Raw genomic sequence first — 26,648 nt, forward strand, 5'->3', positions numbered from 1 at the left:
GGCTGGGTGCGGCTCTTCAGGCCTTACTGCATCTAGATGAAAGCTTGGCGCATATCGGCTTCAAAAGTGGCTGCTGCAGCCGTGCCCTCTGCCGGCGCCCAAGGCGCGCGCTCTGCGGCCGTGAGCGGCAGATAAGGCCCGGCTTTGGTTTCGAAGAAGACGCTGCCAGATTCGAGGGCGATGACGCTGTGCCAGCAGCCTGGCCGCAGGTGAAAACCGCTGCACGCGCTGGTGGGCGCCAGAACGTGGGTGGCGGTGATCTGACCTTGCTCATCAAACAGGATCAGACCGATCCGCCCGCGCAGCATGAGCAGGGTTTCGGCTTTGTCGGCAGCCAGGTGACGGTGTGGGATGACGTAGGAGCCGGGCTCGATGGCGTTGAAGAAACGCTGCACCGGATCATCCGGGCTGGTGTGCAGGTTGTGGTTCTGGCGCAGGCGCGGATTGGCACGCGCCGCGCGGCTGAGCTGATCGAGCAGACTTTGATCGAACAGCTCGGCAGACATCAATAATTGATAGTGGCGCCGAAGTTGATGTATGGGGTCAGGCGCAGGCCGTTGCCGCCGGCATCTCCGCTGAGGCCTTGCGGGCGCAACGGCGGGCAGGCTGCGCCAGTGCCGGCACAGCCGCTGCCCCCGGACACATTGGTGCCGAGTTCGGCCGAGAGTTTCCAGCCGGAGTTGCGGATCGATTCGCTGCGCCAGCCAAAGCCCATAAAGGACGAGGGGGCGACGGATGTGTTGGAAAACGTATTGCCAGCATCCGGAGCGCTCCAGGACAGGCCTAGCGAAGTGTGCATGCCATAGCCGAAGACCGGCCAGTCGGCGCGCAGGGTGTTGCGGGTGAGCGGGCTGGATTCTGCAGCGCTGATGCTGACAGGAGCCGTCTCGGAGCTGAAGCGCAGGCGCAGGCCGCTATCGGTTTCGCGCAGGGCGAAGCCTTCGGCATGGCCCTGCAAGCGCAGGCCGCTAGGCTGGGCGTAGGCGGGCGCGATAGCGATAAGGCAAGCCAAGGTGCTGCTCAACAAGGCGCTGGCTGATGCTTTCATGATCAGTGCTCCGGTTATTGGTAGATGATCTCTACACACTCTGATGATAGCCATTCTCTCAGGCTTTCAAGCAGCGAGTCATCCAGTCTTACCCTCCATCCGTCCCCTAAGGGCAGGTCGGCTTCCGCAGCGCCATTGCAATAGCGTACGCGGATCGGGCAACAGCCTTCATCGCGCGCGCCCCGGTACGGGTTCAACAGGCTCAGCAGATGAGTGACGGCCGTTTTGCCTCCTGTTTTGCCGTCTGCTGCTGCGCCATTCATACGCAGCGTCAGCAGGCGGGCGAAACGGCCACGCGCCTCGCCAAGCGTCAGTAGCTTGTCGGCGATGACCCGCAAACCACCTCCGCCGCCACCGTAATCGTCGCTGCTGACCTTGGCTTCGACAATCAGCACCTCATCCTGAGTGATCTTGCCCTTGTTGGCGTCGAGCACCTCGGCATAGATCATCACGTCCAGCGGCTTGCTGCCGTCGTCCAGGGTCACGAAGGCAATCTTGCCACGTGCGCCCATCTTGATGCGGATGCCGGAAACCACGCCGGCCAGTGTCTGCGGCTCGCGTCGGGGTTCGACGCGCGACAGCGGGGTGCGCACGAAGCGGCGCACCTCGGCGGCATAACCGTGGAAGGGGTGGCCGGAGATGAAGAAGCCGATGGCGACTTTTTCTTCGGTGAGACGGCGTTTTTCGTTCCAGTGCGGCGCGTCGATGTATTCCGGCGCGATTTCCGAAGGCCCGTCGCCCATGTCGAAGAGGCCACCCTGACCGGCGCTGGCCGCTGCCTGTTCGGCGGCCTCCATGGCCACGCCCACCGTAGCCAGCAAGCGCGCGCGGTGTGCCTTGCCGTCCTCGGCCAGCGGGGCAATCGTATCCAGCGCGCCGGCGCGCACCAGCGCTTCCATCACGCGGCGATTGGCGGCGCGGCGATCGACGCGTGCACAGAAATCGAAAATATCCTTGAACGGCCCACCGGCCTCGCGCGCGGCGATGATGCCTTTGACTGCTGGTTCGCCGCAGCCCTTTACCGCGCCCAGACCGTAGCGGATGGTCTTGGCGTCCACCGGTTCAAAGCGGTAGGCCGAGTGATTGACGTCCGGCGGCAGCACCACGATCTTGTTGTTGAGCGTGTCCTCGAAGAAGATCTTTACCGTATCGGTGCTGTCCATGTCGGACGACATCGTCGCGGCCATGAAGGCTGAGCAGTGATAAGCCTTCAGCCAGGCCGTGTGATAGGTGACCACGGCGTAGGCGGCGGTGTGCGACTTGTTGAAGCCGTACTCCGCGAACTGGGCCATCAGATCGAAGAGCTGTTCGGCCAGCGCCGGGTCGTAGCCCTTCTTGGCCGCACCTTCCGCGATGGTGGCGCGGTGCAGGTCCATCTCTTCTTTTTTCTTCTTGCCCATCGCCCGGCGCAGCATGTCGGCGCCGCCCAGCGAGTAGCCGCCAATGATCTGCGAGATCTGCATCACCTGTTCCTGATACACGATCACGCCATAGGTCGGCTCCAGGCAGGCTTTCAGGTCCGGGTGGAAGTAGTCGATGGCCTGCTGGCCTTTTTTGCGCAGGATGAAGTTATCCACCATGCCGGAGCCCAGCGGGCCCGGACGGTAGAGCGCGAGCACGGCGATGATGTCTTCGAAGCGGTCAGGGCCGAGCTTGCTCAGCAGCTTCTTCATGCCGTCCGATTCCACCTGGAAGATTGCGGTGGTGTTGGCGTCGCGCAGGATCTTGTAGGCGGCCTGATCGCTGAAGCCCAGCGACATCAGGTCGGGGCGCGCGCCAGTGAGCTTTTCGACGTATTTCAGCGCCAGTTCGATAATCGTGAGATTGCGCAGGCCGAGGAAGTCGAACTTCACCAGGCCGACGGCTTCGACGTCATCCTTGTCGAACTGTGAGACGGTCGAGGCATCTTCGCCGTCGGCCAGATAGATCGGGCAGAAGTCGGTGATGTTGCCGTCGGCGATCAGCACGCCGCCCGCGTGCATGCCCACGCCACGCGTCATGCCCTCCAGCGGCAGGGCCAGATCCCAGAGTTCGGAGACGGATTCACCATCGCCGTCCTCGTTCATCATTTCGTTGATGCCGGGTTCGCTTTCGCGCGCCTCGGTCAGGCCCAGCGGCTTGTTCTGCTCAATCGGGATCAGCTTGGACAGGCGATCACACAGGCCGTAGGGCAAATCGAGGACGCGGCCGACGTCGCGCACCACGGCTTTGGAGGCCATGGTGCCGAAGGTGGCGATCTGGCTCACCGCGTTCTGGCCATAACGCTGACGCACATAGTCGATGACCATGTAGCGCTTTTCCTGGCAGAAATCGATATCGAAGTCGGGCATCGAGACCCGCTCGGGATTCAGGAAGCGTTCGAACAGCAGGGCGTAGGCTGTCGGATCGATATCGGTAATGTCCAGCGAATAGGCCACCAGCGAGCCGGCGCCGGAACCCCGGCCGGGGCCGATGGGCACGCCGTTCTTTTTGCCCCAGCGGATGAAGTCCGCCACGATCAGGAAGTAGCCGGGGAAGCCCATCTGCACGATGGTGTCGGTCTCGAACTTGAGGCGATCCAGATAGCGCGGGCGTTCGGCGTCACGTTTTGCTTCGTCCGGATAGAGTTGGGCGAGGCGGATCTCCAGGCCGCTCTTGGCTTCGGCGACGAGGAACTCGTCCAGCGTCATGCCTTCCGGCGTGGGGAACTGCGGCAGAAAATTCTTGCCCAGCACCACGGTCAGCGAGCAGCGCTTGGCGATCTCGACCGCGTTCTGCAGCGCCTCGGGGATGTCGTCGAAGAGCGCGAGCATCTCCGCCTGGGTCTTGAAATACTGCTCCTCGGTGAACAGTTTGGGCCGGCGCGTGTCGGCCAGCACATAGCCTTGCGAGATACATACGCGGGCTTCGTGCGCCTTGAAATCCTCGCGCGCCAGAAACTGCACCGGATGCGTGGCCACCAGCGGCAGGCCCAGTTCGCCTGCCAAGTGTTGGGCCTGTTGCACATAGGTGTCGGTGCCGGGATGGCCGGCGCGCTGCACTTCTATATAGAAGCTGTCGGGAAAGCGCTCAGCCCAGTCCTGCGCCAGCGTCTGCGCGGCGGGCAACTTGCCGGCGGCCAGTGCGGCGGCGATGTCGCCCTGCAGCGCGCCGGACAGGCAGATCAGGCCCGCGGCGGATTCGGCCGTGAGCCAGTCGCGGCGCAACTCGGCGCGGCCACGATGCTTGTTTTCCAGATAGGCGCGGGACAACAACTCGCACAGCTGGCGATAGCCTTCACGATGCTTGACCAGCAGCAGCACGCGGAAAGGCTTGTCGCGCTCCACTTCGTTGCTGATCCACGCATCCAGGCCGATCACCGGCTTGATGCCCCGGCCGCGACAGCCCTTGTAATGCTTGACCATGCCGAACAGGTTGGCCAGATCGCTGATTGCCAGCGCCGGCTGCCCATCGGCCGCCGCCGCCGCGATCACTTCGTCGATGCGGGTAATCCCGTCTTCGATTGAAAACTCGGTGTGCAGACGCAGGTGGACGAAAGCGGGGTTGTCGGGAGAAATGAGGGGACTGATCTGCATGGGAGCGATTTTAACCCGTCGGGGCGCCATCGCCGCTTTGGCGGCGGGCCAAATTTAATGGCAGGCTGGAGAGCCGCTCCGGGAGGGCGTCTTCAAGCGATGTGCTGTGAGAGCAAGGCGGGGCGGGGATCTTCAAGCATGCCTCGCTTGAATGTTTGCCTGGCCTCAAGTTTCAGGTGTTCGTGGACGCAAAGCACAGAGTGGGCGTTGTGTTTTTGCGCCAGACCCGAATTTTTGAACTGCTACATGCCTCCGATCAAGCTCCTGATTGTTGATGATTCGCCGCTGGCTGTGCGCCATCTGGCGGCCCTGTTTGCCCGCGATCCGGCTTTCGCGCTGGTGGGGACTGCCCATAGTGGGCGTGAAGGCGTAGCGCTGGCGGCGAGCCTGCGTCCGGATGTGGTGTGCATGGACATCAACATGCCGGATATCGACGGCTTCGAGGCCACGCGGCAGATCATGGCAACTGCGCCCTTACCTATCGTGATTGTCAGTGCGACCTATGATCCGCATCAGGTGGCGATGGCCTTTCGGGCGCTGGAGGTCGGGGCGCTGGCGATTCTGGAGAAACCGCCGGCAGGTGATACGCCGGAGTGTCGGTTGCGGCAGACGGCCTTGCTGGAAACTTTCCGGGCCATGGCCGCGCGTCACGCGCCGCGTCGCCGCGAGGCTGCTGTTCGGCCTGTGCCGCAAACGCGGCCAGTGGTGCCGCCGGAAGTCTTGCTGATTGGCGCCTCCACGGGCGGGCCGCAGGCAATCCATACTTTGCTCAAAGGTTTGCCGCCGAGTTTTCCCTTGCCGATTCTGGTCGTGCAGCACATGTCGCCGGGGTTTTCGGCGGGCTTCGCGCACTGGCTCAGCCAGTCCACGCCCTGGTCGGTGGCTCTGGCCGAGGAGGGCGAGGCGCCGCAGCCCGGGCGGGTGTATCTGGCGCCGGAGAAAATTCACATGGAGTGGCAGGCTGATCGGCGCATCCATCTGTTGCCAGGGGAACGGGAGCATGGTGTGTGCCCCTCCGTGTCACGACTGTTCCGCTCGGCGCTGGCGGTGGGTGGCGGACGGGTACTTGCGGTGTTGCTCAGTGGCATGGGCAAGGATGGCGCAGCCGAGTTGAAGGCCTTGCATGACGCCGGCGCGCAGACAATTGCGCAGGATCAGGCTACGTCGGTGGTGCATGGCATGCCCGGCGAGGCGATCCGCCTGGGCGGGGCGAGTCAGATCCTGCCTGTTCAGGAGATTGCAGCGGCCTTGTGCCGGGCGCTCGGCTTGCCGGTTTGAAAACGCGGGCCAGCTGGATGAACTGTCCGGGTGAGCCGCACTGGCTGGTTCTTTGCGGCATATCTGCCTGAAGAACCTTTGTGCAAGAGGGTCTTCAGGGTGTATGTCTGTAGAGGTAATGCAGGTGCGGCTCTTCAGCGTGTCAGGAGTTCGGTGCAGTCTGACGGCGGAAAATAGCCATTTGTTCCAGCACGGCGGGTACATAGCGCTGGGTTTCTGCGTAGGGCGGGATGCGATTGCCATTGCGGATTACGGCGTTTTCGCCGGCATTGAAGGCGGCCAGGGCGAGGTGGACGTCTTCGCGGAAGAGGGTGAGCAGATCGCGCAGATAGCGCGCGCCGCCGTTCAGATTCTGGCGCGGATCGTAGGCGTTGCTGACGCCGTAGCGTTTGGCGGTGCCGGGCATCAGCTGGGTCAGGCCCATAGCGCCCTTGGGGGAGCGTGCTTTGGGGTTGGCGCGACTCTCGACGGACACTAGCGCCTTCAGCAGCAAGGGGTCCAGTGAATGGGTCCGGGCAGCCGTCTCGACATCGGCCAGCAGGGCAGGCGGGAATTTGTAGAGGAAGCCGCCGCCACTCGGCAGGAAAATGGCCTTGGGGCCATTGACGTCACGCCACAGCAGGCGGGCGCGGCGATCTGTGGGCACGTCGGTGTAGTTGCGCACGCCCTTTTCATCGACGAAACCGAAAACGTCAGCGCGCGCGGCGGCAGGCTGAAGGGCGGTGAGCAGCAGGCAGGCAGTCAGGGCAAGGCGGAGCATTCGAGGTGTTCAGACCAGTTCCAGGCGCAGGGTGTTTTCAACCTCAATCAGTGCCTGACACAGGCTGTTGGTCAGGCGCTCAAGCTGCGCAGTCTCGCCCTTTTTGGTGGCCTCTTCAAGTTCTATGGCGGCCTTGACGGCAGCCGGCGCACCGAAATTACCGACGGCGCTTTTGGCGCAGTGAGCGGCTGCGTGCAAGGCTTTCAGCTCGCCAGCGTGCAAGGCGGCATTGATCTGCTGGCGGATGTCCGGGCAGTCGACGAGGAAGACTTCGATGATGTCGTGCAGCAGACCTGCATCGCCACCGATTTGCTCCAGAACCCATTTGCGGTCGAACACGAGGTCGGCTGAGGGGCTGCTGTCCATGATTGATGCCTTGTCAGGGATAGGTTTAAAAGCTGTGCGAGCGCCTTGGCGCGGACTTAGTCCTGATAAATGCTGCGGATATCGAGGATTTCATTCCAGTTGTCGAGAAACATATCGACGCAGACCGGATCGAAATGGGTGCCGCGACCCGCCAGAAGGTGTTCGCGGGCATGTTCGAGATCCCAGGCTTCCTTGTACGGCCGGGCGGATGTGAGAGCGTCGAAAACGTCGGCGACCGCCACAATACGCCCGGTCAGGGGTATATCTTCGCCGATCTTGCCTTGCGGATAACCCGTGCCATCATATTTTTCATGGTGACTGAGTGCAATCTCTGCGGCCATCTGCAACATCGGCGAGCTGGAATTGCGCAGGATTTCGTAGCCGATGCTGGCGTGCTGGCGCATGATTTCCATCTCGTCAGGCGTGAGTCGCCCGGGTTTAAGCAGGATGTGATCAGGCGTGCCGAGCTTGCCAACGTCGTGCATGGGAGCAGCTGATAGAAGTAGATCCACTGTTTCGTCGGGCAGGCCCAGATGCTGGGCGATGATTGCGGAATAATGGGCCATGCGCAGGATGTGGGAACCGGTTTCCGGGTCGCGGAATTCGGCGGCGCGCGCCAGGCGCATGATGGTTTCGCGCTCGCGCATCTGGATTTCTTCGGTGGCTTGGCGCACCGCCACCGCCAGTTCGTCGGCGCGGTGGGTTGTGGCCGCCATGGCCGCGCGCAGCTGGAGCATGTTGCGTACGCGCGGCGTGAATTCGTGGGTGTCGATGGGTTTGGTCAGGAAGTCGGAGGCGCCTGCTTCCAGCGCCGCGTAGCGCACGGATCTTTCGGCAGCCGCGGTCACCATCAGAATTGGACGCTCTTGCAGTGCCGGAGTGCTGCGACAGCGGCGAATGAATTCCAGTCCATCCAGGCTCGGCATCATGTAATCGACAATGATCAGATCGGGCGCATTGTCCTGACACCAGGCCAGCCCAAATTCCGCGTCGCTGAAAATCTGGCAGTCGTGCGCCCCTAGCCGTTTGACCAGACTTTGCATGACCAGCAGATTGACCGGCGTGTCTTCAATTATGGCAATGAGCATGAAAGGGCTGATGCAGAAGGAGGGTTGGGTTTGACAGCAGTCTGGTTAAAGGGTGTTACGGCCTTTACTTGTCGTGCTTGAGCGCAAAAATCAGGCCGGAACCAATGCTGCACTGCGGTGGCAGGATTTTTTTGATCGATTACAATGTGTTCAGGGTTAACCCTAGGGAAAGTCGTGATCGACTTGATTTGGCACAAGTGCCAATGGTCGCGGCACCGCTAAGGTTCCGATCTTGCAGCGAATCGCGAGGCTTGAACGGGAAAAACTTACAGGCGTGTTTTCAGGCGCTTACGCCGGGTTTTTTTTGTAAACACCTTTGCGTTTTTTTTGCCCTTCTTCATAAGCTGGGCTGATGGTAGGATTAGTTGGGGTTTGTGCTTATACTTGGCGCGCGCAGTGTTCCGGGTGCTGCACAAGACTCTCTAACCGGTAATTTAACTAGGAGGACGTGATGAGGTTTATTCCCTCTCGTTTTGCGCTTGCTGTTGCAGCGGTTGCTGTTGCGGCTGTTCCCTCGCTGGCCGTGGCCTATCAACAGGCCCCGATGCTGGCAGCCAACAAGGCTCTCCCGCCTGTTGATCAGCGCCTGCCGGCTCAGCCGGAAGTGGTCAAGCCCTTGGAACGCACCGGTGTGTACGGCGGCACTATCCGTACGGCCATGCGCGCCAATAATGACCATAACAACATCCTGAAATTCATTGGTAACCAGTCGCTGGTGCGCTGGGAGCCTACCGGTTTCAACAAGGTTGTTCCCAACCTTGCTGAAAGCTGGGTAATCAGCCCGGACGGCACGACCTATACTTTCAAGCTTCGTAAGGGTTTGAAGTGGTCTGATGGCGGCCTGTTTACGGCGGATGACGTGATGTTCGCCATGAACGACGTTCTCGCCAACAAGGAATTCCTGAATGCATTGCCGGCTGACTTTCAGCCGGGTGGTGATGCTGTCAAGGTGAGCAAGACGGATGATCAGACCGTGGTTTTCCAGTTTGCCAAGCCTTACCTGCCTTTCCTCGAGAAGCTGGCTACCCCGGTTGCCCAGTACCCGACGCTGTATCAGAAAAAGTATTGCAGCCAGTTCCATCCGAAGTACAACCCGAAGGCTGCTGACCAGGCCAAGGCTGAGAACCTGAAGGACTGGGGTTCTTTGCTGCGCAAGTATTGCGGCGATCAGGAAGTTCCGCAGCGTTGGGGTAATCCTCTGCGTCCGGTGATGGATCCCTGGATGATCAAGGAACCGTATTCGGGTTCCGCCACCAAGGTTGTGCTGGAACGTAACCCCTACTTCTGGCAAGTCGATGACAAGGGCAATCAATTGCCTTACGTCGACCGCGTCCAGTTCCAGGTGATCTCCGAAGTGGAAACCATCCTGCTGGCTGCCATCAATGGCCAGCTGGACTTCCAGATGCGTCACATCTCCTCGATTCAGAACCGTCCGGTTCTGTCCGAGAATGCGGCAAAGGGCGGCTACAAGCTGCTGGCGGGTCAGGGTATCAACGCCAATCAGGGCGGTCTGTGGCTGAATCATTCGACCACTAATGCCAAACTGAACAAGCTGATCCGTAACAAGGACTTCCGCATCGCCATGTCGCATGCCATTGATCGCAATGAAATCAATGACATCGTGTATCTGGGGCAGGCGAAACCTTGGCAGTCTGGTCCGCAGAAATCTTCCAAGTTCTATAACGAGAAGCTGGCAACCCAGTTCCTTGCTCTGGATCTGCGGAAGTCTGAGGAACTGCTCGACAAGTTGGGCCTGAAGAAGGGTGCTGACGGCTTCCGTACTTATCCGGAAGGTGGCCGCGTGTCCATGGGCATGATCGTCATGATCTCCAACGCGTCACTGATGGAAACCGCCGAGTTGGTGCGCAAGCATCTCTCGAAGGTAGGCATCGAGATCGTCATCAACTCGTCCGAGCGTTCGCTGTTCTATGATCGTGCCAACACCAACCAGTATGATATTTCGCTGGATGTGTTCTCGGGCGGTCTGGATCCGACTCACAACCCGCGTCCTTGGTTGGCTGTGCATCCGCAGGAATCCCGTATGAGCCTGCCTTGGGTCAAGTACTACCTGACCGATGGCAAGCAAGGCGAGAAGCCTTCTGCCAGCATGGCCAAGCGTATGGCGCTGTATGACCAGTGGCAAGTCGCCAAGACCCTGCCTGAAGCTGACAACCTGTTCAAGCAGATTCTTGAAGAGGCTGCCAACGAGTTCGAAGTCATCGGCACTGTTGCCCCGGCTCCGAATGCTGGTGTCCGTAGCGCCAAGTTGGTGAATGTGCCGGTTGCCATGCCTGATGGCTGGACCTGGCCGAACCCGGCTCCGACCTTGCCGGCTACTTGGTCGTATAACAAGTAATCCCGCTGTAAGACCTGAGGGCTTCGGCCCTCAGGTTCCCCCTTTTTGAGGTCTTCTTAGAGAGTCAAGCCGTGCTTAACTACATATTCAAGCGCATGCTCTCGGCGGTTCCATTCATGTTTATGGTGTCGCTGACAGTATTCATCCTGATTCAGTTGCCCCCGGGCGACTTCGTCGACAGCTATGCCGCAATGGTGGCATCGTCTGGCGAAACCCTTTCTCCTGATCAGATGGCTGAATTGCGCCATCGGTTTGGCCTCGACAAACCCTTGATCATGCAGTATTTCAGCTGGATTTCTGGCGTGATTCAGGGCGACTTCGGTTACTCCTTTGAGTGGCAGTCGCCGGTTAAAGATCTGGTTGGCGAGCGTATCGGCCTGACCCTGATCCTGTCTCTTTCTGCCATGTTGTTTACCTGGGCGTTGTCTTTGCCTATCGGCATCTATTCCGCCGTCAAGCGTTACTCCATCGGCGATTACGTTTTTACTTTCATCGGCTTTATCGGTCTGGCAGTGCCCAACTTCCTGCTGGCCTTGATCCTGATGTTTCTGGCTTCCAAGTACTACGGTCTGGACGTTACCGGTCTGTTTTCTTCCGAGTTCCAGAATGCGCCGTGGTCGTGGGCTCGTTTCGCTGACCTTGGCAAGCATCTGATCATTCCGATGGTCATCATGGGCGCAGCCTCTTCGGCTGGTTTGATCCGTATCCTGCGTGCCAACCTGATCGATCAGTTGTATATGCCTTACGTCGTGACGGCTCGTTCCAAGGGGCTGTCCGAAACCAAGCTGTTGCTGAAGTATCCGGTGCGCATCGCGCTGAACCCGTTTGTTTCCTCGATCGGCTGGATTCTGCCGAGCCTGGTGTCGGGTGCGGTGATCACCTCCATCGTGCTGAACCTGCAGACGGTTGGCCCGATGTTGTTCCAGTCGCTCATGTCCCAGGATATCTATCTGTCGGGCACGATTCTGCTGGTGGTATGTGCGTTGACGGTTGTTGGCACCCTGTTGTCCGACATCCTTCTGGTTATCCTCGATCCGCGTATTAGGTTGGAACAATGAGCGCAGAAAACAAGCAAGAAGCGGCCGCGCCAGCGGTCAATATGGCCAACTTGCGTGGTGGTATCGAATACGCCTCGCAATGGCAACTGATGTGGGCACGTTTCCGTAAGCACAAGCTGGCTTACTGGAGCATGATGTTCGTGTTCTTCCTTTACGGTGTTGCGGTGTTTGCAGAGTTTCTGTCGCCCTTCGATCCGGAAGATCCGAGCTCGCGCACGGTCTATCAGCCGCCGCAGATGATCCACTTCGATGGCATCAAGCCTTACGTCACCAAGTTCAAGCTCACGCGTGATCCGGTGACCCTGAAGCCTACGTATGTCGACTCTGACGAGAGGACTTACATCCGTTTCTTCGTGCCTGGGTTCGAGTACAAGATGCTCGGCGTCTATCCGACGAACATTCACCTTTTCGGGCCGACCGAAGCGGGCGAAAAGATCTTTCCGTTCGGCTCGGATCGTCTTGGTCGCGACATGTTCTCCCGTGTGATCTATGGCGCGCGTTTTACGCTCTCCATGGGCCTGATCGGCGTGATTCTGTCGACCGTGCTGGGTATTACCCTCGGTGGTATTTCGGGCTACTACGGTGGCAAGATTGACTGGGCAATTCAGCGCCTCGTGGAGTTCATTCTGTCGCTGCCGACCATCCCGATCTGGCTGGCCATGGCCGCTGCCATGCCGCGTAACTGGCCGCCGCACCTGGTGTATATCTCGGTGACGGTGATCATTTCGCTGATTGGCTGGACTCACCTCGCACGGGTTGTGCGCGGCAAGTTCCTCGCCATGCGTGGTGAAGTGTTCGTGATCGCAGCCAAGCTGGACGGATGTTCGGAAGGTCGTGTGATCTTCCGTCACATGTTGCCCTCGATGGCTTCGCACGTGATTGCTGCGGTAACGCTGGCGATCCCGACGATGATTCTGGCGGAAACGACACTGTCCTTCCTTGGCCTTGGTTTGCAACCGCCAGCAATCAGTTGGGGCGTGCTGCTCAAGGATGCACAGAAGATCAGCGTGATCTCTGCGGCTCCTTGGCTGTTCCTTCCCGGTGCTGCCACCGTGCTAGCCGTGCTGGCCATGAATTTCTTTGGCGACGGCCTGCGTGATGCTGCCGACCCGTACTCGCACTAATTCCAGGAATGGTTGAAAACGTGAATACTTCATTGGATACTAAATCGGGCGAGATCATTCTCGACGTACGCAACCTTCAGACCCACTTTGGTACGGGTGAAAAGGCTGTGCGCGCTGTTGATGACATCAGCTTTCAAATCAGGCGCGGCAAGACCCTGTGCATTGTGGGCGAGTCGGGTTCGGGCAAGTCGGTTACGGCGCGTTCGATCCTGCAGATCGTCGATCCTCCAGGCAAGATCCTCGGTGGTCAGGTGCTGTATTACGGCAAGGATCCGAAAGGTCAGGATCTCGCCCAGCTGCATGAGCGCAGCAAGGAAATCCGTTCCATCCGGGGTCATGAAATTTCAATGATCTTCCAGGAGCCGATGACCTCCTTGTCGCCGATCCACACCATCGGCAACCAGATCATGGAAGTGATCCTGTTGCACCAAAACGTGGATAAGGCCGAAGCGCGTGCGCGTGCGATCGAACTGCTGCGCCGGGTTGAAATTCCGAACCCGGGTGTGGCCATCGACAAGTACACCTTCGAGTATTCGGGTGGTATGCGTCAGCGCGCCATGATTGCCATGTCGCTGGCCTGTAACCCGAAGATCCTGATCGCCGACGAGCCGACCACCGCTCTCGACGTGACTACTCAGGCCGAAATTCTGGCGCTGATCAAGGAACTGCAGACCTCCTACGGGATGGCCGTGCTGTTCATCACGCACGACATGGGCGTGGTGGCCGAGATCGCTGACGAAATCGGCGTGATGCAGAACGGCAAGATGCTGGAGTTCGGCAGCGCAGAAGAAATCTTCTACGAAGCCAAGCATCCTTACACGCTGGCGCTGATTGATTCCGTGCGCAAGCTGGAAACTTCGGCTCGTGCTGCACGCGGTTCCCGCGTGACGGACAAGAAGCTGATGGAAATCCGTGGCGTGTCGAAGATCTATCCGGCGCGTTCGAATTTCCTCGGTAAGGCGAATCCTCCGTTCAAGGCACTGGATAACGTGTCTCTGGATGTGTTCGAAGGTGAAAACCTCGGCATCGTGGGTGAGTCTGGCTCCGGCAAGACCACGCTGGGTAACTGTGTGATTCGTGTGTTGTCGTGTTCGGGCGGCGAAGTGCTGTTCCGTATGGCGGATGGTCGTATTTCTGACCTAGCCAAGGCTGGCACGCACGAACTGCGTCAGGTCCACCGCGAAATCCGCATGGTCTTCCAGGATCCGTTCGCGTCCCTGAATCCGCGTATGACCATTGGTCAGATCGTTGGCGAGCCGCTGCTGGTGGCGGGCACCCACAAGGGTGAAGCGCTGCGCAAGCGTGCCGAAGAGCTGTTGGCCATGGTCGGTATGCCGGCAGGTGCCATGGAGCGCTATCCGCACGCGTTCTCGGGTGGTCAGCGTCAGCGTATCGGTATTGCCCGCGCGCTGGCTCTCAGCCCGCGTCTGATCATTGCTGATGAAGCAACTTCAGCGCTGGACGTGACCCTGCGTTCGCAAGTGCTGGATCTGCTGCTGGATCTGCAGGACACCTTGAACCTGAGCTTCATCCTCGTTTCGCACGATATCGGCGTGATCCGTTATTTCTGCGACCGCGTGGCGGTGATGTACAAGGGGCAAGTGGTGGAACACGGGACTGCAGAGAAAATCTGTACGAACCCGGATCACCCTTACACCAAGGCGCTTATCTCTGCCGTACCGGGTACCCACCCGCGCGACAAGCGCATCATTAACCGTCACCGTTATGACGCCTCTGCACATGGCGTCAAGCTGTCCGGTTCCTGATTGCGGAATAGGCAATAAGCAAAAAGCCACCTTCGGGTGGCTTTTTGCTTTTGGGGTGATCTGTAAGTGGCATGCTCGTGGAGCCTCACGGGGCGGGCTTGTCCAGCAATGCAGCGCTGAAATGTCCGTCCCGTGCGGCTCTTCAGACAGGTTGGTTGCGCACGATGGTAAAGGGCCCGTTGGCTTGGGTGGTGGGCATCAGTTCTATGAAATTGATGTTCACGTGCGCGGGTAGCGCAGTGCTCCAGTAGACCGATTCGGCGATGTCTTCGGCGGATAGCGACAAGGTGTCGGCATACACGCCAGCGGCTTTGGCGTCATCGCCATGAAAGCGCACGTTGGAGAATTCGGTGCCGCCGCACAGCCCCGGGGCGATGTCGGTGACGCGTACATTGCTGCCGACCAGATCAGCACGCAGGTTGAGGCTGAACTGGCGCACGAAGGCCTTGGTGGCGCCATACACATTGCCGCCGGGATAGGGGTAATGGCCGGCGACCGAGCCGAGGTTAACGATGTGGCCGTGCCCGCGTTCCACCATGCCCGGCAGCAGGGCATGAGTCATGTACATCAGGCCTTTGGCGTTGGTGTCGACCATGCGTTCCCAGTCGTCCAGTGAAGCGCGCTGGGCCGGCTCCAGACCCAGGGCGAGGCCGGCATTGTTGATCAGCACGTCGATGGCAGAAAAAGATTTGGGCAGGGCCGCGATGACGGCGGCGATGGCTGCCTTGTCGCACACGTCCAGCACCGCGGTGTGCAGCGGCAGGCCGGCGAATTCTGTTTGCAAGGCTTGCAGACGTTCGGCGCGACGGCCGACGGCGATAACGCTGTGACCCTCGCGCAGATAGCGGCGGGTGATGGCGGCACCAAATCCGGCGGTAGCGCCGGTGACGAAAGCAATCATGGGAAAGCTCCTGTTGGGCTTGTTCTGTAAGGATGTGGCAAGCGTAGCGCAATTGCCGCGAGCGTGAGCGGGGCTATCGCGGTATTCTCTTTGTGTCCGCCGTGTTTCAGCGCATCACCGCTCACCTCAAGTCTGCTCCTTGCCATGATCGAAACCCTACTGCTGACCGCCTCGCGCATTTCCACTTTTGATCTGCAGCGCCCATTGACCAATGCGACCGGCTTTTTCTTCGAGCGCGGCAATCGCCTGTTTCTGGTCACCAGCCGGCATGTAGTGATCGACAAGCCGACCGAGCATTTTCCGAGTCATCTTGAGATCGAAGTGCACCTTGATGCCACGAATATGACCGCCTACACCGCCTATTCGATTCCCCTGTACCGGGATGGCAAGAGCATCTGGCGGCAGGGTAGCGATTCGGCCGGTGAGATCGACGTGGCGGTAGTGGAGCTGAATCGCGCGACCTTGCCCAAGGGCGCCGTGTATCGGGCGTTCACGCCGGATCATCTGTTGGCTGCCAGCGAGCAGGTCGAGGTTGGTTCATCCCTGCTGATCGTGGGTTTCCCACTGGGGTTTCAGGACACGCTGCATCACCTGCCGGTGGTGCGCCAGGCGGTCAATGCATCCTCCTTCGGCCTGCGTTTTCAGGGCAATGGCTACTTCCTGACCGATGCGCGTACGCACCGTGGTACCAGCGGCGCACCGGTCGTGATCCGCGACAGTCAGGACAATCCGGCTCATGGCGATCTGCCCTGGCGCCTGCTGGGGATTCATTCCGCCCGGATGGATATGGGCACGCGAGATCTGGAGCAGGACGAGGCCTTGGGCCTGAACTGCACCTGGTACGCCGACATCCTGATGACGCTGACCGAGAAGTAGCTGGCCGGAATGCCGACAGATGCGCTACGTCGCGCTATCATTTCGGCCGGAGTTTTGCGCCCGTCGGGCAAGGTGTTTCATGTTGGCATTTGGGTGGGAGTCGCGCGCATGGCGGTAGCCGGATTGATCGCAAAAGTATTGCCCGGGGCCCTGTTGAGTTTCGCGCAGCGCCTGCGCTTTCCGCATCTGTTCCTGCTGATGTTGGCGCTGTTCGGGCTCGATCTGCTCGTGCCGGATTTCATTCCCTTCCTCGACGAAATATTGTTGGGCCTCGCGACACTGCTCTTTGCGGCCTGGAAACAAAGGAATATTCGCCCATGAGCGAACGCGACGAAGCCTTTATGCGCGAGGCGCTGGCGCTGGCCCGCGAGGCTGGCAGCCTGGACGAGGTGCCGGTGGGGGCTGTGGTGGTGCTGGATGGCCAGATCGTCGGGCGCGGCTTCAATCAGCCGATTGGCCGGCACGATCCGACGGCGCATGCCGAAGTCATGGCGCTGCGCGATGCGGCGAAAAACGTCGCCAATTACCGTTTGCCGGGCTGCGAGTTGTACGTGACGCTGGAACCCTGCGCGATGTGTAGCGGCGCGATCTTCCATGCGCGGATCGCCCGTGTCGTTTACGGTGCGCGCGATCTGAAAACCGGCGTGGCCGGCAGCGTGTTTGATCTCTATGCGCAGGAGAAGCTAAATCACCACGCCACGATTGAAGGCGGCGTGCTGGCGCAGGAATGCGGCGAGTTGCTGTCCGCATTTTTCTCCGCGCGGCGCAGTCGCGTGATGACGGCCTGAGCGAGACTCTTATGGAGATCCGCGTCAGTATTGGCTCACAGCGCATGCTGCTTGTAGATACAGACGGTGCATGCATCCGCCGCTATGCCATCTCGACAGCCGCTCTGGGCGCGGGTGAGCAAATAGGGAGTTTTCAGACCCCACGCGGGCGCCACCTCATTCGCGCCAGGATCGGCGCAGGCCTGCCGCTGTGTGCCGTGTTCAAGGCGCGCCGCCCGACTGGTGAAGTGTGGACGCCCGACCTACAGACGGCTCAGCCCGAACGGGACTGGATTCTGAGCCGCATCCTGTGGCTCTCCGGGACGGAAGTGGGCTGTAACCGGCTCGGCTGCGTGGATTCCATGCGCCGCTACATCTACATTCACGGCACGCCGGACACCGAGCCGATGGGCGTCGCCGCTTCGCATGGCTGCATCCGCATGCGCAATCGCGATGTCGTTGAGTTGTTCGAGCTGGTGCAGGCGGGAACGCCGGTGCTGATCGAGGCGTGAGCGTTTGTTTTCGTAGCCCGGCATGCAGCGCAGCGGAATCCTGGAGCCCCGCCGGGCAAAGGCCCCGGATTCCGCTGCGCTGCATCCAGGCTACGTGAGCTCTTCAGCCTGCCGTTGCGCCCGAGCGGTTCAAGGCAGATACGAGGGCGCGCAAGGAGGCCTCAACGATGCTGGTCGAGCAGCCGGCGCCGAAGAGCGTGCCGGGCCGGCCGGGGACGGTGATTTCGACGAAGGCCACGGCCTGGGCGCCGCTGCCACTGCCCAGCGAATGCTCCTCGAAGCTGTGGATTGCCGCATCCACGCCGATGGCGGCCAGCGCAGCGGCCAAAGGCCCGTTGCCCGTACCGGTGAGGCTGCGGTGCTCGCCCGCCCAGTCGACTTCAAGCGTGATGCCATGGCGCTCACGTGATTCGTCGAGGCGATGATCAAGCAGGCGCAAGGGCTTGTCGGCGTTCAGATAGTTGCGCTCGAACAGCGCCCACAGATCGGCGGCTTCCATCTCGGCGCCGAGCTCGTCCATGACCTTCTGCACTTCGCCCGAGAATTCCACCTGCATGCGCCGAGGGAGACTCAAACCATAGGCGGATTCGAGCAACCAGGCTATGCCGCCCTTGCCGGACTGGCTGTTTACGCGGATCACCGAGGCGTAGCTGCGGCCCAGATCGTGCGGATCGATGGGCATGTAGGGCACTTCCCAGAGCGAGTCGGCCTGCTGCACGGCGAAGCCCTTCTTGATTGCGTCCTGATGCGAGCCGGAGAAGGCCGTGAACACGAGATCGCCGACATAAGGGTGGCGCGGGTGGATCGGCAATTGGGTGCAATCCTCAATCACACGGGCAACCGTGTTGATGTCGGAGAAGTCGAGGCCGGGATCGATGCCTTGCGTGTAGAGATTGAGCGCGAGCGTGACCAGGTCGACGTTGCCGGTGCGCTCGCCATTGCCGAAGAGACAGCCTTCGACGCGATCGGCGCCGGCCATGAGCGCGAGTTCCGCAGCGGCTACCGCCGTGCCACGGTCATTGTGTGGATGCACGGAGATGAGGATGGCGTCGCGGCGCTTGAGATTGCGGCTCATCCATTCAATCTGGTCTGCATACACGTTGGGAGTGGCGCCTTCCACGGTGGCGGGCAGATTGAGGATCATCGGCCGCTCGCGCGTGGGCTGCCATACGTCGGCAACGGCTTCAGAGATTTCGAGCGCGAAATCGAGTTCGGTTGAGCTGAAAACTTCCGGGCTGTACTGGAAGGTCCATTCGGTCTCGGGCTGCGCGGCGGCGAGTTGCTGGATCTTGCGCGCGGCATTCACAGCGATTTCGATGCAGCCGGCGCGATCTACGCCAAATACGGTGCGGCGGAAGACCGGCGCGGCGGCGTTATAGACATGCACGATGGCGCGGCGCACGCCACGGAGTGATTCGAAAGTACGCTCGATCAAGGGATCACGCGCCTGGGTCAGTACTTCGATCGTGACGTCGGCCGGAATGCGGTTTTCGTCGATGAGACGGCGTACGAAGTCGAATTCGGTCTGCGAGGCCGAGGGGAAGGCGAGTTCGATCTGCTTGAGGCCCACGGCACAGAGCATCTCGAACATGCGTAATTTCTTGGCAATGTCCATCGGCTCGAAAAGGGCCTGATTGCCGTCGCGCAGATCGGTGCTCATCCAGATCGGTGCGCGGGTGATCGTCTTGCCGGGCCATTGGCGGTCCGGGAGGGAGATGGCAGGAAAGGCTGCGTATTTGCTGGCGGGATTTTTCAACATCGACATGATTCGTTTCTCCATTGCTTTTGGAATTCAGGCAGGGTGGCCGAAGCAGGGGCAGCGGGCGACCACAGATTCATGGCCCGGCGCCCGGGGCGCAGTCGCAGCAGCGTGTTGAGCAATGCAGTCATGTGAGTCTCCCGAGGGAATGAAAAGGCGTGCGCCATGGCGCACCGCCAGCCGAAGGGCAGGAGCCAAAAGCCAGAACGAGGGGTGGGGTTTTATCTGCGCGTGCGGCGCAGCAGTCGCTGCGATGGCAGGCGGATCGGCTGCAGGCGGCGAGCCGACAGCACGCGCTTGGCGATCAGCGCCAGAGCGAAGGAGAGAAGCAGAGCGAGGGCGAAAGAGAACGTAGCCATGAGACGAACCATAACGGGCGCAGCGCCGGGGTGTCAAGCCTTGGGCGATCAGGAATGGCAATGGGAGCGATAGCGGCTATCAAGGGAGCCTGCCTGCACAGCCGCGCGGGGCGGACGTGTGCAGGCTGGTGGGCTGCAGAGGCAAGCGCAGCGAGCCTCTCCGAGCACCCAGTTCCCAGTTCCAGCCCTTTACATTGCCACCAGAGTCTGACGGCCCCACCAGCTCTCGGCCGCCTGCAGCTGCACAGGGTTCTGGATGGCGCCAGCTTCCACGCAGAGGTAACGGCGGAAACCGTTGGCAGGCAAGTCCGGAATCTTGGCGCAGGTTTCCACCCAAGGATTCCACACTACGGTGTCAGGCATGTTGTCGGAATTGATGCCCAGCGAGCGATCTGTTTCGCGCAAGAGCAGCGGATTCTCGGTCTCGTAATACAGACGCGAAAGTTCGCGGTCGATGGTCACTGCGATGCCGGAGTCGACGGTTTCTTCTTTGGCGTTCAGGTTGAGCAGATTCCGATAGGTCTGGCCGCGCAAGCCTTCGAGACGAACTTCTTCGACTTCCTTGACGCGCACATAGGTGTGCAAAGCGGCAGAAAATTCGAAAGCTGACTCGCCGGTGTTTTCGACTTCGAATTCCATGTCGAGGCGGGCATTGCTGACGCCGACGCTTAATTCAACCTGGAAGGCGTGGGGCCACAGGGCGCGAGTTTCCGCGTTGTCCTTGAGGCGCAGCGTGGCCATGGCGAAATCGTCGCCGGCGCGGGCGGCCACTTTTTCCCACATTTGGGTGCGTACGAAGCCGTGCTGTGGCAGCGGGCCGGTCGTGCCGAATTGCGGGAAGCAGATCGGTACGCCACCACGAACCGGCTTGCCGGCTTCGAAGAAAGCCTTCTCAGAAAGATACAGGCGCTCTTCGTCGCCCGCGGGCTTCCAGGAGACGATATGCCCGCCGTAGAGCAGCACGATGGCTTCGGCGCCGTCAGGCGAACGCAGGTGAATGGCGGGAAAGCCGTGGTAATCGATGTCCTGGGCGAGTGGAGTGGCCATGAGTATGTGTCTGACAGGATGTGAAGTTGTCAGGATTTTACGCGTTTGTCCGTACTTTTGTTGAGCGCGGGTTTACCACCAATCTGTCGACAAGCCCATTTCAATGCCTGGAACGTGGGTTTGCTGGTGAGCGGTGAGCGCAGTTATTCTGCTCAGGGTTTCCCTATAGGACGCGCAGATCAAGCCGGTCGGTGTGGGATAATCCGGCCATGGTTTCTGTTCAGCACTCTGTCGCCAATACTGATGGCGAAACGTCCTTCGACGAGCTACTCGCCGATGGTTTGCCGCCCGAGGCGCGCGCCATTCTGGCTCAGGCCATTGAATGGGCACAATCTTGCTATGGAGACCGTCAGCTTTCCAGCGGCGAAGGGGTTTGGGAGCATGCCTTAGGCATGGCTCTGATCGCCGTGTCACTGCGACTGGATCTGGATGCGCGGATTGCGGCGCTGCTCTTCGCGGTGCATGAATTCGATGCCAAGGCGGCCGAGCACATCGAGGAGAGTTTCGGGCCGCTCGTCACCAAACTGGCCGAAGGCCTGCGCCGCCTGAATCGTCTGCAAATGGCTTCGCGCACCGAGAGTGGTTCGCCGGCCGATCTGCGCGCGCAGACCGAAGTGCTGCGCAAGATGGTGCTGGCGCTGGCCGAGGACATCCGCGTGGTGCTGCTGCGCATTGCCTCGCGGGTGCAGACCCTGCGCCACTTTGCCGCGAACAAGTTGTGCACCAATCTGGATATTGCCCGCGAGAGCATGGATCTCTACGCCCCGCTAGCCAATCGTCTGGGCGTGTGGCAGTTGAAGTGGGAGCTGGAGGATCTATCCTTCCGCTTTCTTGAGCCGGATACCTACAAGAAAATCGCCAAACAACTGGACGAGCGGCGCGTCGAGCGCGAGGCCTTCATTGCCGATTCAATCACACGTCTGAAGCACGATCTGGCCGAGATCGGCGTGAAGGCCGAAGTGTATGGCCGGCCCAAACACATCTACAGCATCTGGAACAAGATGCGCAGCAAGAACGTCGGCTTCGATCAGGTGTATGACGTGCGGGCGCTGCGCGTGCTGGTCGACAACGTGGTGGATTGCTATGCCGTGCTGGGGCTGGTGCATGAGCTGTGGGAGCCGATCTCCAAGGAGTTCGACGACTACATCCTGCAACCCAAGGGCAACAATTACCAGTCGCTGCACACCGCCGTGCGCGCCGCCGATGGTCGTGCCATGGAAGTGCAGATCCGCACCTACGACATGCATCGCCATGCCGAGCTGGGCGTCGCCGCGCACTGGCGTTACAAGGAAGGCGCCAAGGGCGATGGCGCCTCAGAGTATGACGAAAAGATTGCGCTGCTACGTCAGCTGCTGTCCTGGCGTGATGAAGTCACTGATGGTGCCGTGTGGGAAGAACATACCAAGGCTGCCGCGCTGGACGACACGGTTTATGTCGTGACGCCGCAAGGTCGGGTGATCGATCTGGCTGCGGGCGCTACGCCGATCGACTTCGCCTATCGTCTGCACTCCGATCTTGGCCATCGCTGCCGCGGTGCGCGCGTCGACGGGCAGATGGTGCCGCTGGATACGCCTTTGCTCAGCGGGCAGAAGGTCGAGATCATCGCGGCCAAGCAAGGCGGGCCGTCGCGCGACTGGCTTAATCCGCAGCAGGGCTACCTTGTCACTTCGAATGCACGGGCCAAGGTGCGGCGCTGGTTTGTGCAGCAGGACGAAGAAGAAACCGCTGCGCAGGGCCGCGCCATCGTCATCAAGGAATTGCAGCGCGCGGGCATGACCCAGGCCAGTCAGGAAGAACTGGCCAGCAAACTGGGCTTCAAGGATGTGCCCGGTTTCTTTCTGGCTGTCGGGCGGGGCGACATCAGCGGGCGGCAGATTCACAACGCGGTGCTGCCGGAACTGCCGGCAGTGGCCGAACCCGAACTGGTGATTCGCGAGAGCCACAAGCCCAATTCGGATGACAAGGTGCTGGTGGTCGGCGTCGGTCGCCTGCTTACGCAACTCGCGCGTTGTTGCAAACCGGTGCCGCCGGATGTGATTCAGGGCTTTGTGACGCGCGGGCGCGGCGTATCGATTCACCGCAGCGATTGCAGCAGTTTTCAGAATATCGCGCGGGTTCATCCCGAGCGCATCGTCGCCGCCACCTGGGGTGGTTCGGCTGCCGCCGAGACGCCGCACGGCGAGGTTTATCCGGTGGATATCGCGCTGGAAGCCCACGACCGCCCCGGCTTGCTGCGCGATATTTCGGATGTGTTTACGCGCGACAAGCTCAATGTCATCGGTGTGAATACCGTCTCCAAATCCGGCCGTGCCTTCATGCGTTTCACCATCGAAGTCTCCGGCACCGAACCCGTGCAGCGCGTGATCCAGCAGATCAGCGAAGTGAAAGGCGTGGTCTCGGCGAGTCGGGGGTGACCGCCTGCGGCGGAGTGCTGAGCAATGAGGAGTGAGTGCTGAGTGGGCGTGTTTGCAGAGCCGCGCTGGTATTCGGTTTTCGGATAGGGATGCCGAAGAGGCTTTAGCAGAGCGGCTCTCGGAGCATGCTGATGGCGCACTCAGCACTCAGCACTCAGCACTCAGCACTCAGCACTTAGCACTGCGTCGCAGACGCTGTCAGGTGGTCGTCAGCTTCGCCTCAGGCTTGGGTCAGTTTCGGTGATTAATCTGCAGTTGTCGGACGAGCAATCACGCAGATCCGAAACTCAACCAAATCCAAGGAGTTGCAAAATGACCAAGTTCGTCCTGAGCCTTGCTGCTGTTGCCTTTGCTGCTTCCACTGCGTTTGCTGCGGATGCGCCGGCCACTGCTCCGGCTGCGGCCAAGGCTTCTGGCAAGATCGAGAAGACTGAAAAAGTTGCTGCTCCGGCGGCTGCTTCGGCCCCTGCCGCGACGGCGTCTGCGCCGGCTGCCAAGCCTGTTGCACCGGTGACTCCGGCAGTCAAGAAGTAAGTCTTGGCCTGCCGGGGCGATAGCCGGCAAACTGTCAGAACCCAAGCGCCCGCCTTCCTCCACGGGCGCTTGTGCTTTTATGGCAGCATACGAACTCTCTGATTCAGGAACGACGACATGCGCGTACTGCTGGTAGAAGACGATCCGGCGCTGGCCGACACGATTTCGCGGGCCTTGCAGAGCCAGGCCGAGGCGCAGGTGGACTGGACCGGGCGCGGCGAGCCGGTACTCAACTCCCTGCAGACCGATGATTACGATCTGCTGGTGCTGGATATCGGCTTGCCCGGCATTGACGGCTTCGAGGTGCTGCGCCGCGTGCGTGCCGCCCAGCTGCGCTTGCCGGTGCTGGTGCTGACCGGTCGCGAAGCGATTGATGATCGCGTGCATGGGCTGGAGCTGGGTGCCGATGATTACATGGTCAAACCCTTTGCGCTGCCCGAGATGGTGGCGCGCGCCAAGGCGCTGGTGCGCCGCGCGCGCGGTCAGTCGGCGGGGGCACAAACCACGGTCGGCAAATTGATGCTGGATGCTTCGGCGCGGCGTGCCTGGGTGGCCGGGCAGGAGATTGATCTGCCCGCGCGTGAATGGCAATTGGTTGAATACCTGCTGCGCCATCTTGGCAAAGTCGTCAGCAAGGAACATCTGGTCAGTTCGCTCTCCGGCTGGGAGGGTGACGTGAGCGAGAACGCCGTTGAGGTGTATGTCTCCCGTTTGCGCAGCAAGCTGGTCGATTCTGGTCTGCGTATCCGCACCGTGCGCGGCTTTGGTTACATGCTGGAAGAAGCGGCCGATGCTGAGCCGGCTTAGCGGTAGCTTGCGCCGGCGTCTGGCGCTGATCCTGCTGCCCAGCTTGCTGATCCTGTTGCTGGTCAGCGCGTTGGCGCAATACCTGCTCGCCGTGCGTCCGATACAACGCGAACTTGATCGCGCTCTGAGTGACGTCGCCATCGCTCTGGCCGACCGGATCGGCGTCAATGAGAGTGGCGATGTGACCTTCGAACTCTCCGACGAGGCCGCTGCGCTGCTCGATGCAGATGCGCTCGATTACAACTGGTTCGCGGCCTTCAACGAGCGCTTCAAGCCGATTGCGGGTGAGCCCAACATCCCTTGGCCGGCCGTTAAACTGACGCGCGGCGAGCCCTATTTTTTTGATTCAGTCGTCAATGATCGCCCGGTGCGTGCGGTCGCCGTCATGACGGCTTGCGGCGTCCTCGATTGTGGCGTGGTGATGGCCGCCACTGTGCGCAAGCGTGGCCGCTTGATTCGTGCCGCGCAGCTTTCCGCGCTGCTGCCGGTGGCTTTGGCGGGCTGTGTCGCCTTCGGTCTGGTCTGGTTTGGTCTGGGCAGCGGTCTGCGCCCGCTGGTGCGCTTGTCGCGTGAGCTGGAACGACGCTCGCCGCGCGAACTCTCGTCAATCCGGGTCGCCGACGCGCCCGATGAAGTTCAGCCGCTGGTCGAAGCCGTCAATCGCCTGATGCAGCAACTGAGCGAAGCCAGTTTTGCCCAGCAGAAATTTCTGGCCACCGCCGCCCACCAATTGCGCACCCCGCTTGCCGGGCTGCAATCGCGCATCGAGCTGGCCCAGCTGGAAACACGTGATCCTGACAGTCGCATCCGCCTTGGCGAGATCCATGAATCCGCCGTACGCTCAGCGCGTCTGGCGGTGCAGTTGCTCTCGCTGGCGCGCGCCGAACCTGGCGCAAGTACCGGCGACGCACGTGTGGTGCTGGATCTGGCCAAGCTCGCCACTGAACTCGTCGACGAATGGGTGCCGCGCGCGATTGCCAACCGGATTGACCTGGGCTTCGAACTCGCCGCCGCGCCGGTCGAAGGCTCGCCCTTGCTGCTGCGCGAGATGATGGTCAATCTGCTGCACAACGCTCTTGAATATACGCCATCCGGCGGGCGCGTCACCCTGCGCACCGGCCTGTACGAGGGGGGCGGATTCTTCGCCGTGGAAGACAACGGCCCCGGCATCGCGCCCGAATTGCGTGAGAAAGTGTTGGAGCGTTTCATGCGCCTGCCAGGCACGCGCGGCACGGGCAGTGGCTTGGGTCTGGCAATCGTCGCGGAAATCGCCGAAGGCCATCAGGCTCGCTTCGAATTGCTCGATGCGCCGGGTGGGCAGGGCTTGCTGGCGCGGGTCAGTTTTGTGAGTTGCGCCGGGACTTGATGCTTCCGGGCAGACTTCTGTTTATGAGTCAGGCCGCCTGAAGAGCCGCATCCAGCGGGCTTCTTCGGGCTATATGTCCCAAGAGCGTTTATGGCTAAGGATGTCTGGTGTATATGCCTGAAGACTCTTTCTGGGAGCGGCTCTTCGAGCAACTTAAGATGGTCTTCTGCTTGCTATGCGGACACGGCTACTGAGGCACTCCAGCCCAGCGCGCCCAGCAGCGCCGAAAAATCCTCATCCAGTGGTGTTTCCAGTAGCAGATCGGCGCCTGTAACAGGGTGGCGCAGGCGCATGGCGGTGCACGCCAGCAGCATGCGCTGGCAGCCGAAGTGTTCGGCGAACATCCGGTTGTGAATGCCTTTGCCATGCGTTGAATCACCGATGACCGGGTGCGCAATGTGCTTCAGGTGGCGGCGAATCTGGTGGCGGCGGCCTGTTTCAGGATGCAGGCGCAGCAAGGCATAGCGGCTGGTTGGATAGCGATCTACGGCGATCGGCAGTTCGACCGTAGTGAGTCGCTCGAAGCGGGTGATGGCGGCTTGTGCTTCGCTTGTGGCGCCCGCAGGGCGTCGCTCATAGTCATCATATTGTCGCGACAGGGCGTAATCGATCACTCCACTTTCCGCTGGCCAGCCGCGCACCACCGCCAGATAAGCCTTGTCGACTTCATTGTTTTCAAAGGCTCGGCTGGCCGCGATCAAGGCCTCGCGTTCCAGTGCGAACAGCAGCACCCCTGAAGTGCCGCGATCCAGCCGATGCACCGGCCATACTTTCTGCCCGATCTGGTCGCGCAGCAGCTGGATGGCGAAACGGGTCTCATGCCGGTCAATTTCCGAGCGATGCACCAGCAACCCGGCAGGCTTGTGCACGGCGATTAGCTGATCGTCGCGGTAGAGGATGTCGAGCAT

General features: G+C 60.7%; 24 protein-coding genes. 13 read left to right on the forward strand and 11 right to left on the reverse strand.

Annotated elements, in window-relative coordinates; translation table 11 throughout:
- Positions 1-32: 32 nt before the first annotated feature.
- Genes ABXR19_RS10700 through dnaE form a run of 3 tightly spaced genes read right to left on the reverse strand, consistent with a single transcriptional unit; the run spans position 33 to position 4,602 of the window.
- Complete coding sequence (locus tag ABXR19_RS10700) at positions 33-506, reverse strand: WbuC family cupin fold metalloprotein (RefSeq protein WP_354601117.1); 474 nt, start codon at positions 504-506, stop codon at positions 33-35.
- Positions 506-1,048: a hypothetical protein gene (locus ABXR19_RS10705; RefSeq protein WP_354601118.1), complete on the reverse strand. Its 543-nt coding sequence runs from the start codon at positions 1,046-1,048 to the stop codon at positions 506-508. Before ABXR19_RS10705 ends, ABXR19_RS10700 begins: the two co-directional genes overlap by 1 nt.
- Positions 1,049-1,062: 14 nt before the next feature.
- The gene (gene dnaE / locus ABXR19_RS10710; RefSeq protein WP_354601119.1) at positions 1,063-4,602 is read right to left on the reverse strand and encodes a DNA polymerase III subunit alpha; all 3,540 of its coding nucleotides are present in this window, start codon (positions 4,600-4,602) and stop codon (positions 1,063-1,065) included.
- Positions 4,603-4,848: 246 nt separating this feature from the next.
- Between dnaE and cheB the strand changes: the two genes are divergently transcribed.
- Entirely contained in the window at positions 4,849-5,880 is a 1,032-nt protein-coding gene (gene cheB / locus ABXR19_RS10715; protein ID WP_354601120.1) for a chemotaxis-specific protein-glutamate methyltransferase CheB, read from the forward strand.
- A gap of 142 nt (positions 5,881-6,022) precedes the next feature.
- Here cheB and ABXR19_RS10720 read toward each other — a convergent pair whose 3' ends face one another.
- Genes ABXR19_RS10720 through ABXR19_RS10730 form a run of 3 tightly spaced genes read right to left on the reverse strand, consistent with a single transcriptional unit; the run spans position 6,023 to position 8,094 of the window.
- Complete coding sequence (locus tag ABXR19_RS10720; RefSeq protein WP_354601121.1) at positions 6,023-6,640, reverse strand: transglycosylase SLT domain-containing protein; 618 nt, start codon at positions 6,638-6,640, stop codon at positions 6,023-6,025.
- 9 nt (positions 6,641-6,649) lie between these two features.
- Complete coding sequence (locus ABXR19_RS10725) at positions 6,650-7,006, reverse strand: Hpt domain-containing protein (RefSeq protein WP_354601122.1); 357 nt, start codon at positions 7,004-7,006, stop codon at positions 6,650-6,652.
- A 56-nt stretch (positions 7,007-7,062) separates the two neighbouring features.
- Positions 7,063-8,094: an HD domain-containing phosphohydrolase gene (locus ABXR19_RS10730; RefSeq protein ID WP_354601123.1), complete on the reverse strand. Its 1,032-nt coding sequence runs from the start codon at positions 8,092-8,094 to the stop codon at positions 7,063-7,065.
- Positions 8,095-8,545: 451 nt separating this feature from the next.
- Here ABXR19_RS10730 and ABXR19_RS10735 point away from each other — a divergent pair, with 451 nt between their 5' ends.
- From ABXR19_RS10735 to ABXR19_RS10750, 4 genes are all read left to right on the forward strand, one after another.
- Entirely contained in the window at positions 8,546-10,450 is a 1,905-nt protein-coding gene (locus ABXR19_RS10735) for an ABC transporter substrate-binding protein (RefSeq protein WP_354601124.1), read from the forward strand.
- A 71-nt stretch (positions 10,451-10,521) separates the two neighbouring features.
- Positions 10,522-11,508 (forward strand): ABC transporter permease, encoded by a 987-nt coding sequence (locus ABXR19_RS10740; protein ID WP_354601125.1) that lies wholly within the window; start codon positions 10,522-10,524, stop codon positions 11,506-11,508.
- Positions 11,505-12,632, forward strand: a complete 1,128-nt coding sequence (locus tag ABXR19_RS10745) for an ABC transporter permease (RefSeq protein WP_354601126.1) — start codon at positions 11,505-11,507, stop codon at positions 12,630-12,632. Before ABXR19_RS10740 ends, ABXR19_RS10745 begins: the two co-directional genes overlap by 4 nt.
- A gap of 20 nt (positions 12,633-12,652) precedes the next feature.
- On the forward strand, positions 12,653-14,398 hold the full coding sequence (locus ABXR19_RS10750; RefSeq protein ID WP_354601127.1) for a dipeptide ABC transporter ATP-binding protein: 1,746 nt from the start codon (positions 12,653-12,655) through the stop codon (positions 14,396-14,398).
- Between the two features lie 142 nt (positions 14,399-14,540).
- On the opposite strand, the gene ABXR19_RS10755 is transcribed toward ABXR19_RS10750, so the two are convergent.
- The gene (locus ABXR19_RS10755) at positions 14,541-15,299 is read right to left on the reverse strand and encodes an SDR family NAD(P)-dependent oxidoreductase (RefSeq protein ID WP_354601128.1); all 759 of its coding nucleotides are present in this window, start codon (positions 15,297-15,299) and stop codon (positions 14,541-14,543) included.
- A 144-nt stretch (positions 15,300-15,443) separates the two neighbouring features.
- Between ABXR19_RS10755 and ABXR19_RS10760 the strand changes: the two genes are divergently transcribed.
- The 4 genes from ABXR19_RS10760 to ABXR19_RS10775 are packed head-to-tail and all read left to right on the forward strand — an operon-like array spanning position 15,444 to position 17,454.
- On the forward strand, positions 15,444-16,175 hold the full coding sequence (locus tag ABXR19_RS10760) for a S1 family peptidase (protein ID WP_354601129.1): 732 nt from the start codon (positions 15,444-15,446) through the stop codon (positions 16,173-16,175).
- A 9-nt stretch (positions 16,176-16,184) separates the two neighbouring features.
- Positions 16,185-16,496: a DUF6116 family protein gene (locus ABXR19_RS10765; RefSeq protein ID WP_354601130.1), complete on the forward strand. Its 312-nt coding sequence runs from the start codon at positions 16,185-16,187 to the stop codon at positions 16,494-16,496.
- Positions 16,493-16,963 (forward strand): tRNA adenosine(34) deaminase TadA, encoded by a 471-nt coding sequence (gene tadA / locus ABXR19_RS10770; protein WP_354601131.1) that lies wholly within the window; start codon positions 16,493-16,495, stop codon positions 16,961-16,963. Before ABXR19_RS10765 ends, tadA begins: the two co-directional genes overlap by 4 nt.
- 11 nt (positions 16,964-16,974) lie before the next feature.
- Positions 16,975-17,454, forward strand: a complete 480-nt coding sequence (locus ABXR19_RS10775) for a L,D-transpeptidase family protein (protein WP_354601132.1) — start codon at positions 16,975-16,977, stop codon at positions 17,452-17,454.
- Between the two features lie 103 nt (positions 17,455-17,557).
- Here ABXR19_RS10775 and leuA read toward each other — a convergent pair whose 3' ends face one another.
- The 3 genes from leuA to ABXR19_RS10790 form a co-directional block, all read right to left on the reverse strand.
- Positions 17,558-19,213 carry a 2-isopropylmalate synthase gene (gene leuA / locus ABXR19_RS10780; RefSeq protein ID WP_354601213.1) on the reverse strand — a complete coding sequence of 552 codons (1,656 nt, stop codon included), beginning with the start codon at positions 19,211-19,213 and terminating at the stop codon, positions 17,558-17,560.
- Between the two features lie 221 nt (positions 19,214-19,434).
- Positions 19,435-19,572, reverse strand: coding sequence for a hypothetical protein (locus tag ABXR19_RS10785; RefSeq protein ID WP_354601133.1), 138 nt, complete (start codon positions 19,570-19,572; stop codon positions 19,435-19,437).
- A 189-nt stretch (positions 19,573-19,761) separates the two neighbouring features.
- A complete protein-coding gene (locus ABXR19_RS10790; protein ID WP_354601134.1) occupies positions 19,762-20,619 on the reverse strand; it encodes a D-hexose-6-phosphate mutarotase in 858 nt (285 codons plus the stop codon).
- Between the two features lie 209 nt (positions 20,620-20,828).
- Between ABXR19_RS10790 and ABXR19_RS10795 the strand changes: the two genes are divergently transcribed.
- The 4 genes from ABXR19_RS10795 to ABXR19_RS10810 all read left to right on the forward strand — a co-directional run bounded on the left by ABXR19_RS10795 (position 20,829) and on the right by ABXR19_RS10810 (position 25,740).
- Positions 20,829-23,033, forward strand: a complete 2,205-nt coding sequence (locus ABXR19_RS10795) for a RelA/SpoT family protein (RefSeq protein ID WP_354601135.1) — start codon at positions 20,829-20,831, stop codon at positions 23,031-23,033.
- Between the two features lie 312 nt (positions 23,034-23,345).
- A complete protein-coding gene (locus ABXR19_RS10800; RefSeq protein WP_354601136.1) occupies positions 23,346-23,567 on the forward strand; it encodes a hypothetical protein in 222 nt (73 codons plus the stop codon).
- A gap of 117 nt (positions 23,568-23,684) precedes the next feature.
- On the forward strand, positions 23,685-24,374 hold the full coding sequence (locus tag ABXR19_RS10805; RefSeq protein WP_354601137.1) for a response regulator transcription factor: 690 nt from the start codon (positions 23,685-23,687) through the stop codon (positions 24,372-24,374).
- Positions 24,358-25,740, forward strand: coding sequence for a sensor histidine kinase (locus ABXR19_RS10810; protein ID WP_354601138.1), 1,383 nt, complete (start codon positions 24,358-24,360; stop codon positions 25,738-25,740). Before ABXR19_RS10805 ends, ABXR19_RS10810 begins: the two co-directional genes overlap by 17 nt.
- A 173-nt stretch (positions 25,741-25,913) precedes the next feature.
- Here the strand turns inward: ABXR19_RS10810 and ABXR19_RS10815 are convergent, their stop codons facing one another.
- The gene (locus ABXR19_RS10815; protein ID WP_354601139.1) at positions 25,914-26,648 is read right to left on the reverse strand and encodes a pseudouridine synthase; all 735 of its coding nucleotides are present in this window, start codon (positions 26,646-26,648) and stop codon (positions 25,914-25,916) included.

Source organism: Uliginosibacterium flavum (genome assembly GCF_040566545.1).
GTDB lineage: Bacteria > Pseudomonadota > Gammaproteobacteria > Burkholderiales > Rhodocyclaceae > Uliginosibacterium > Uliginosibacterium flavum.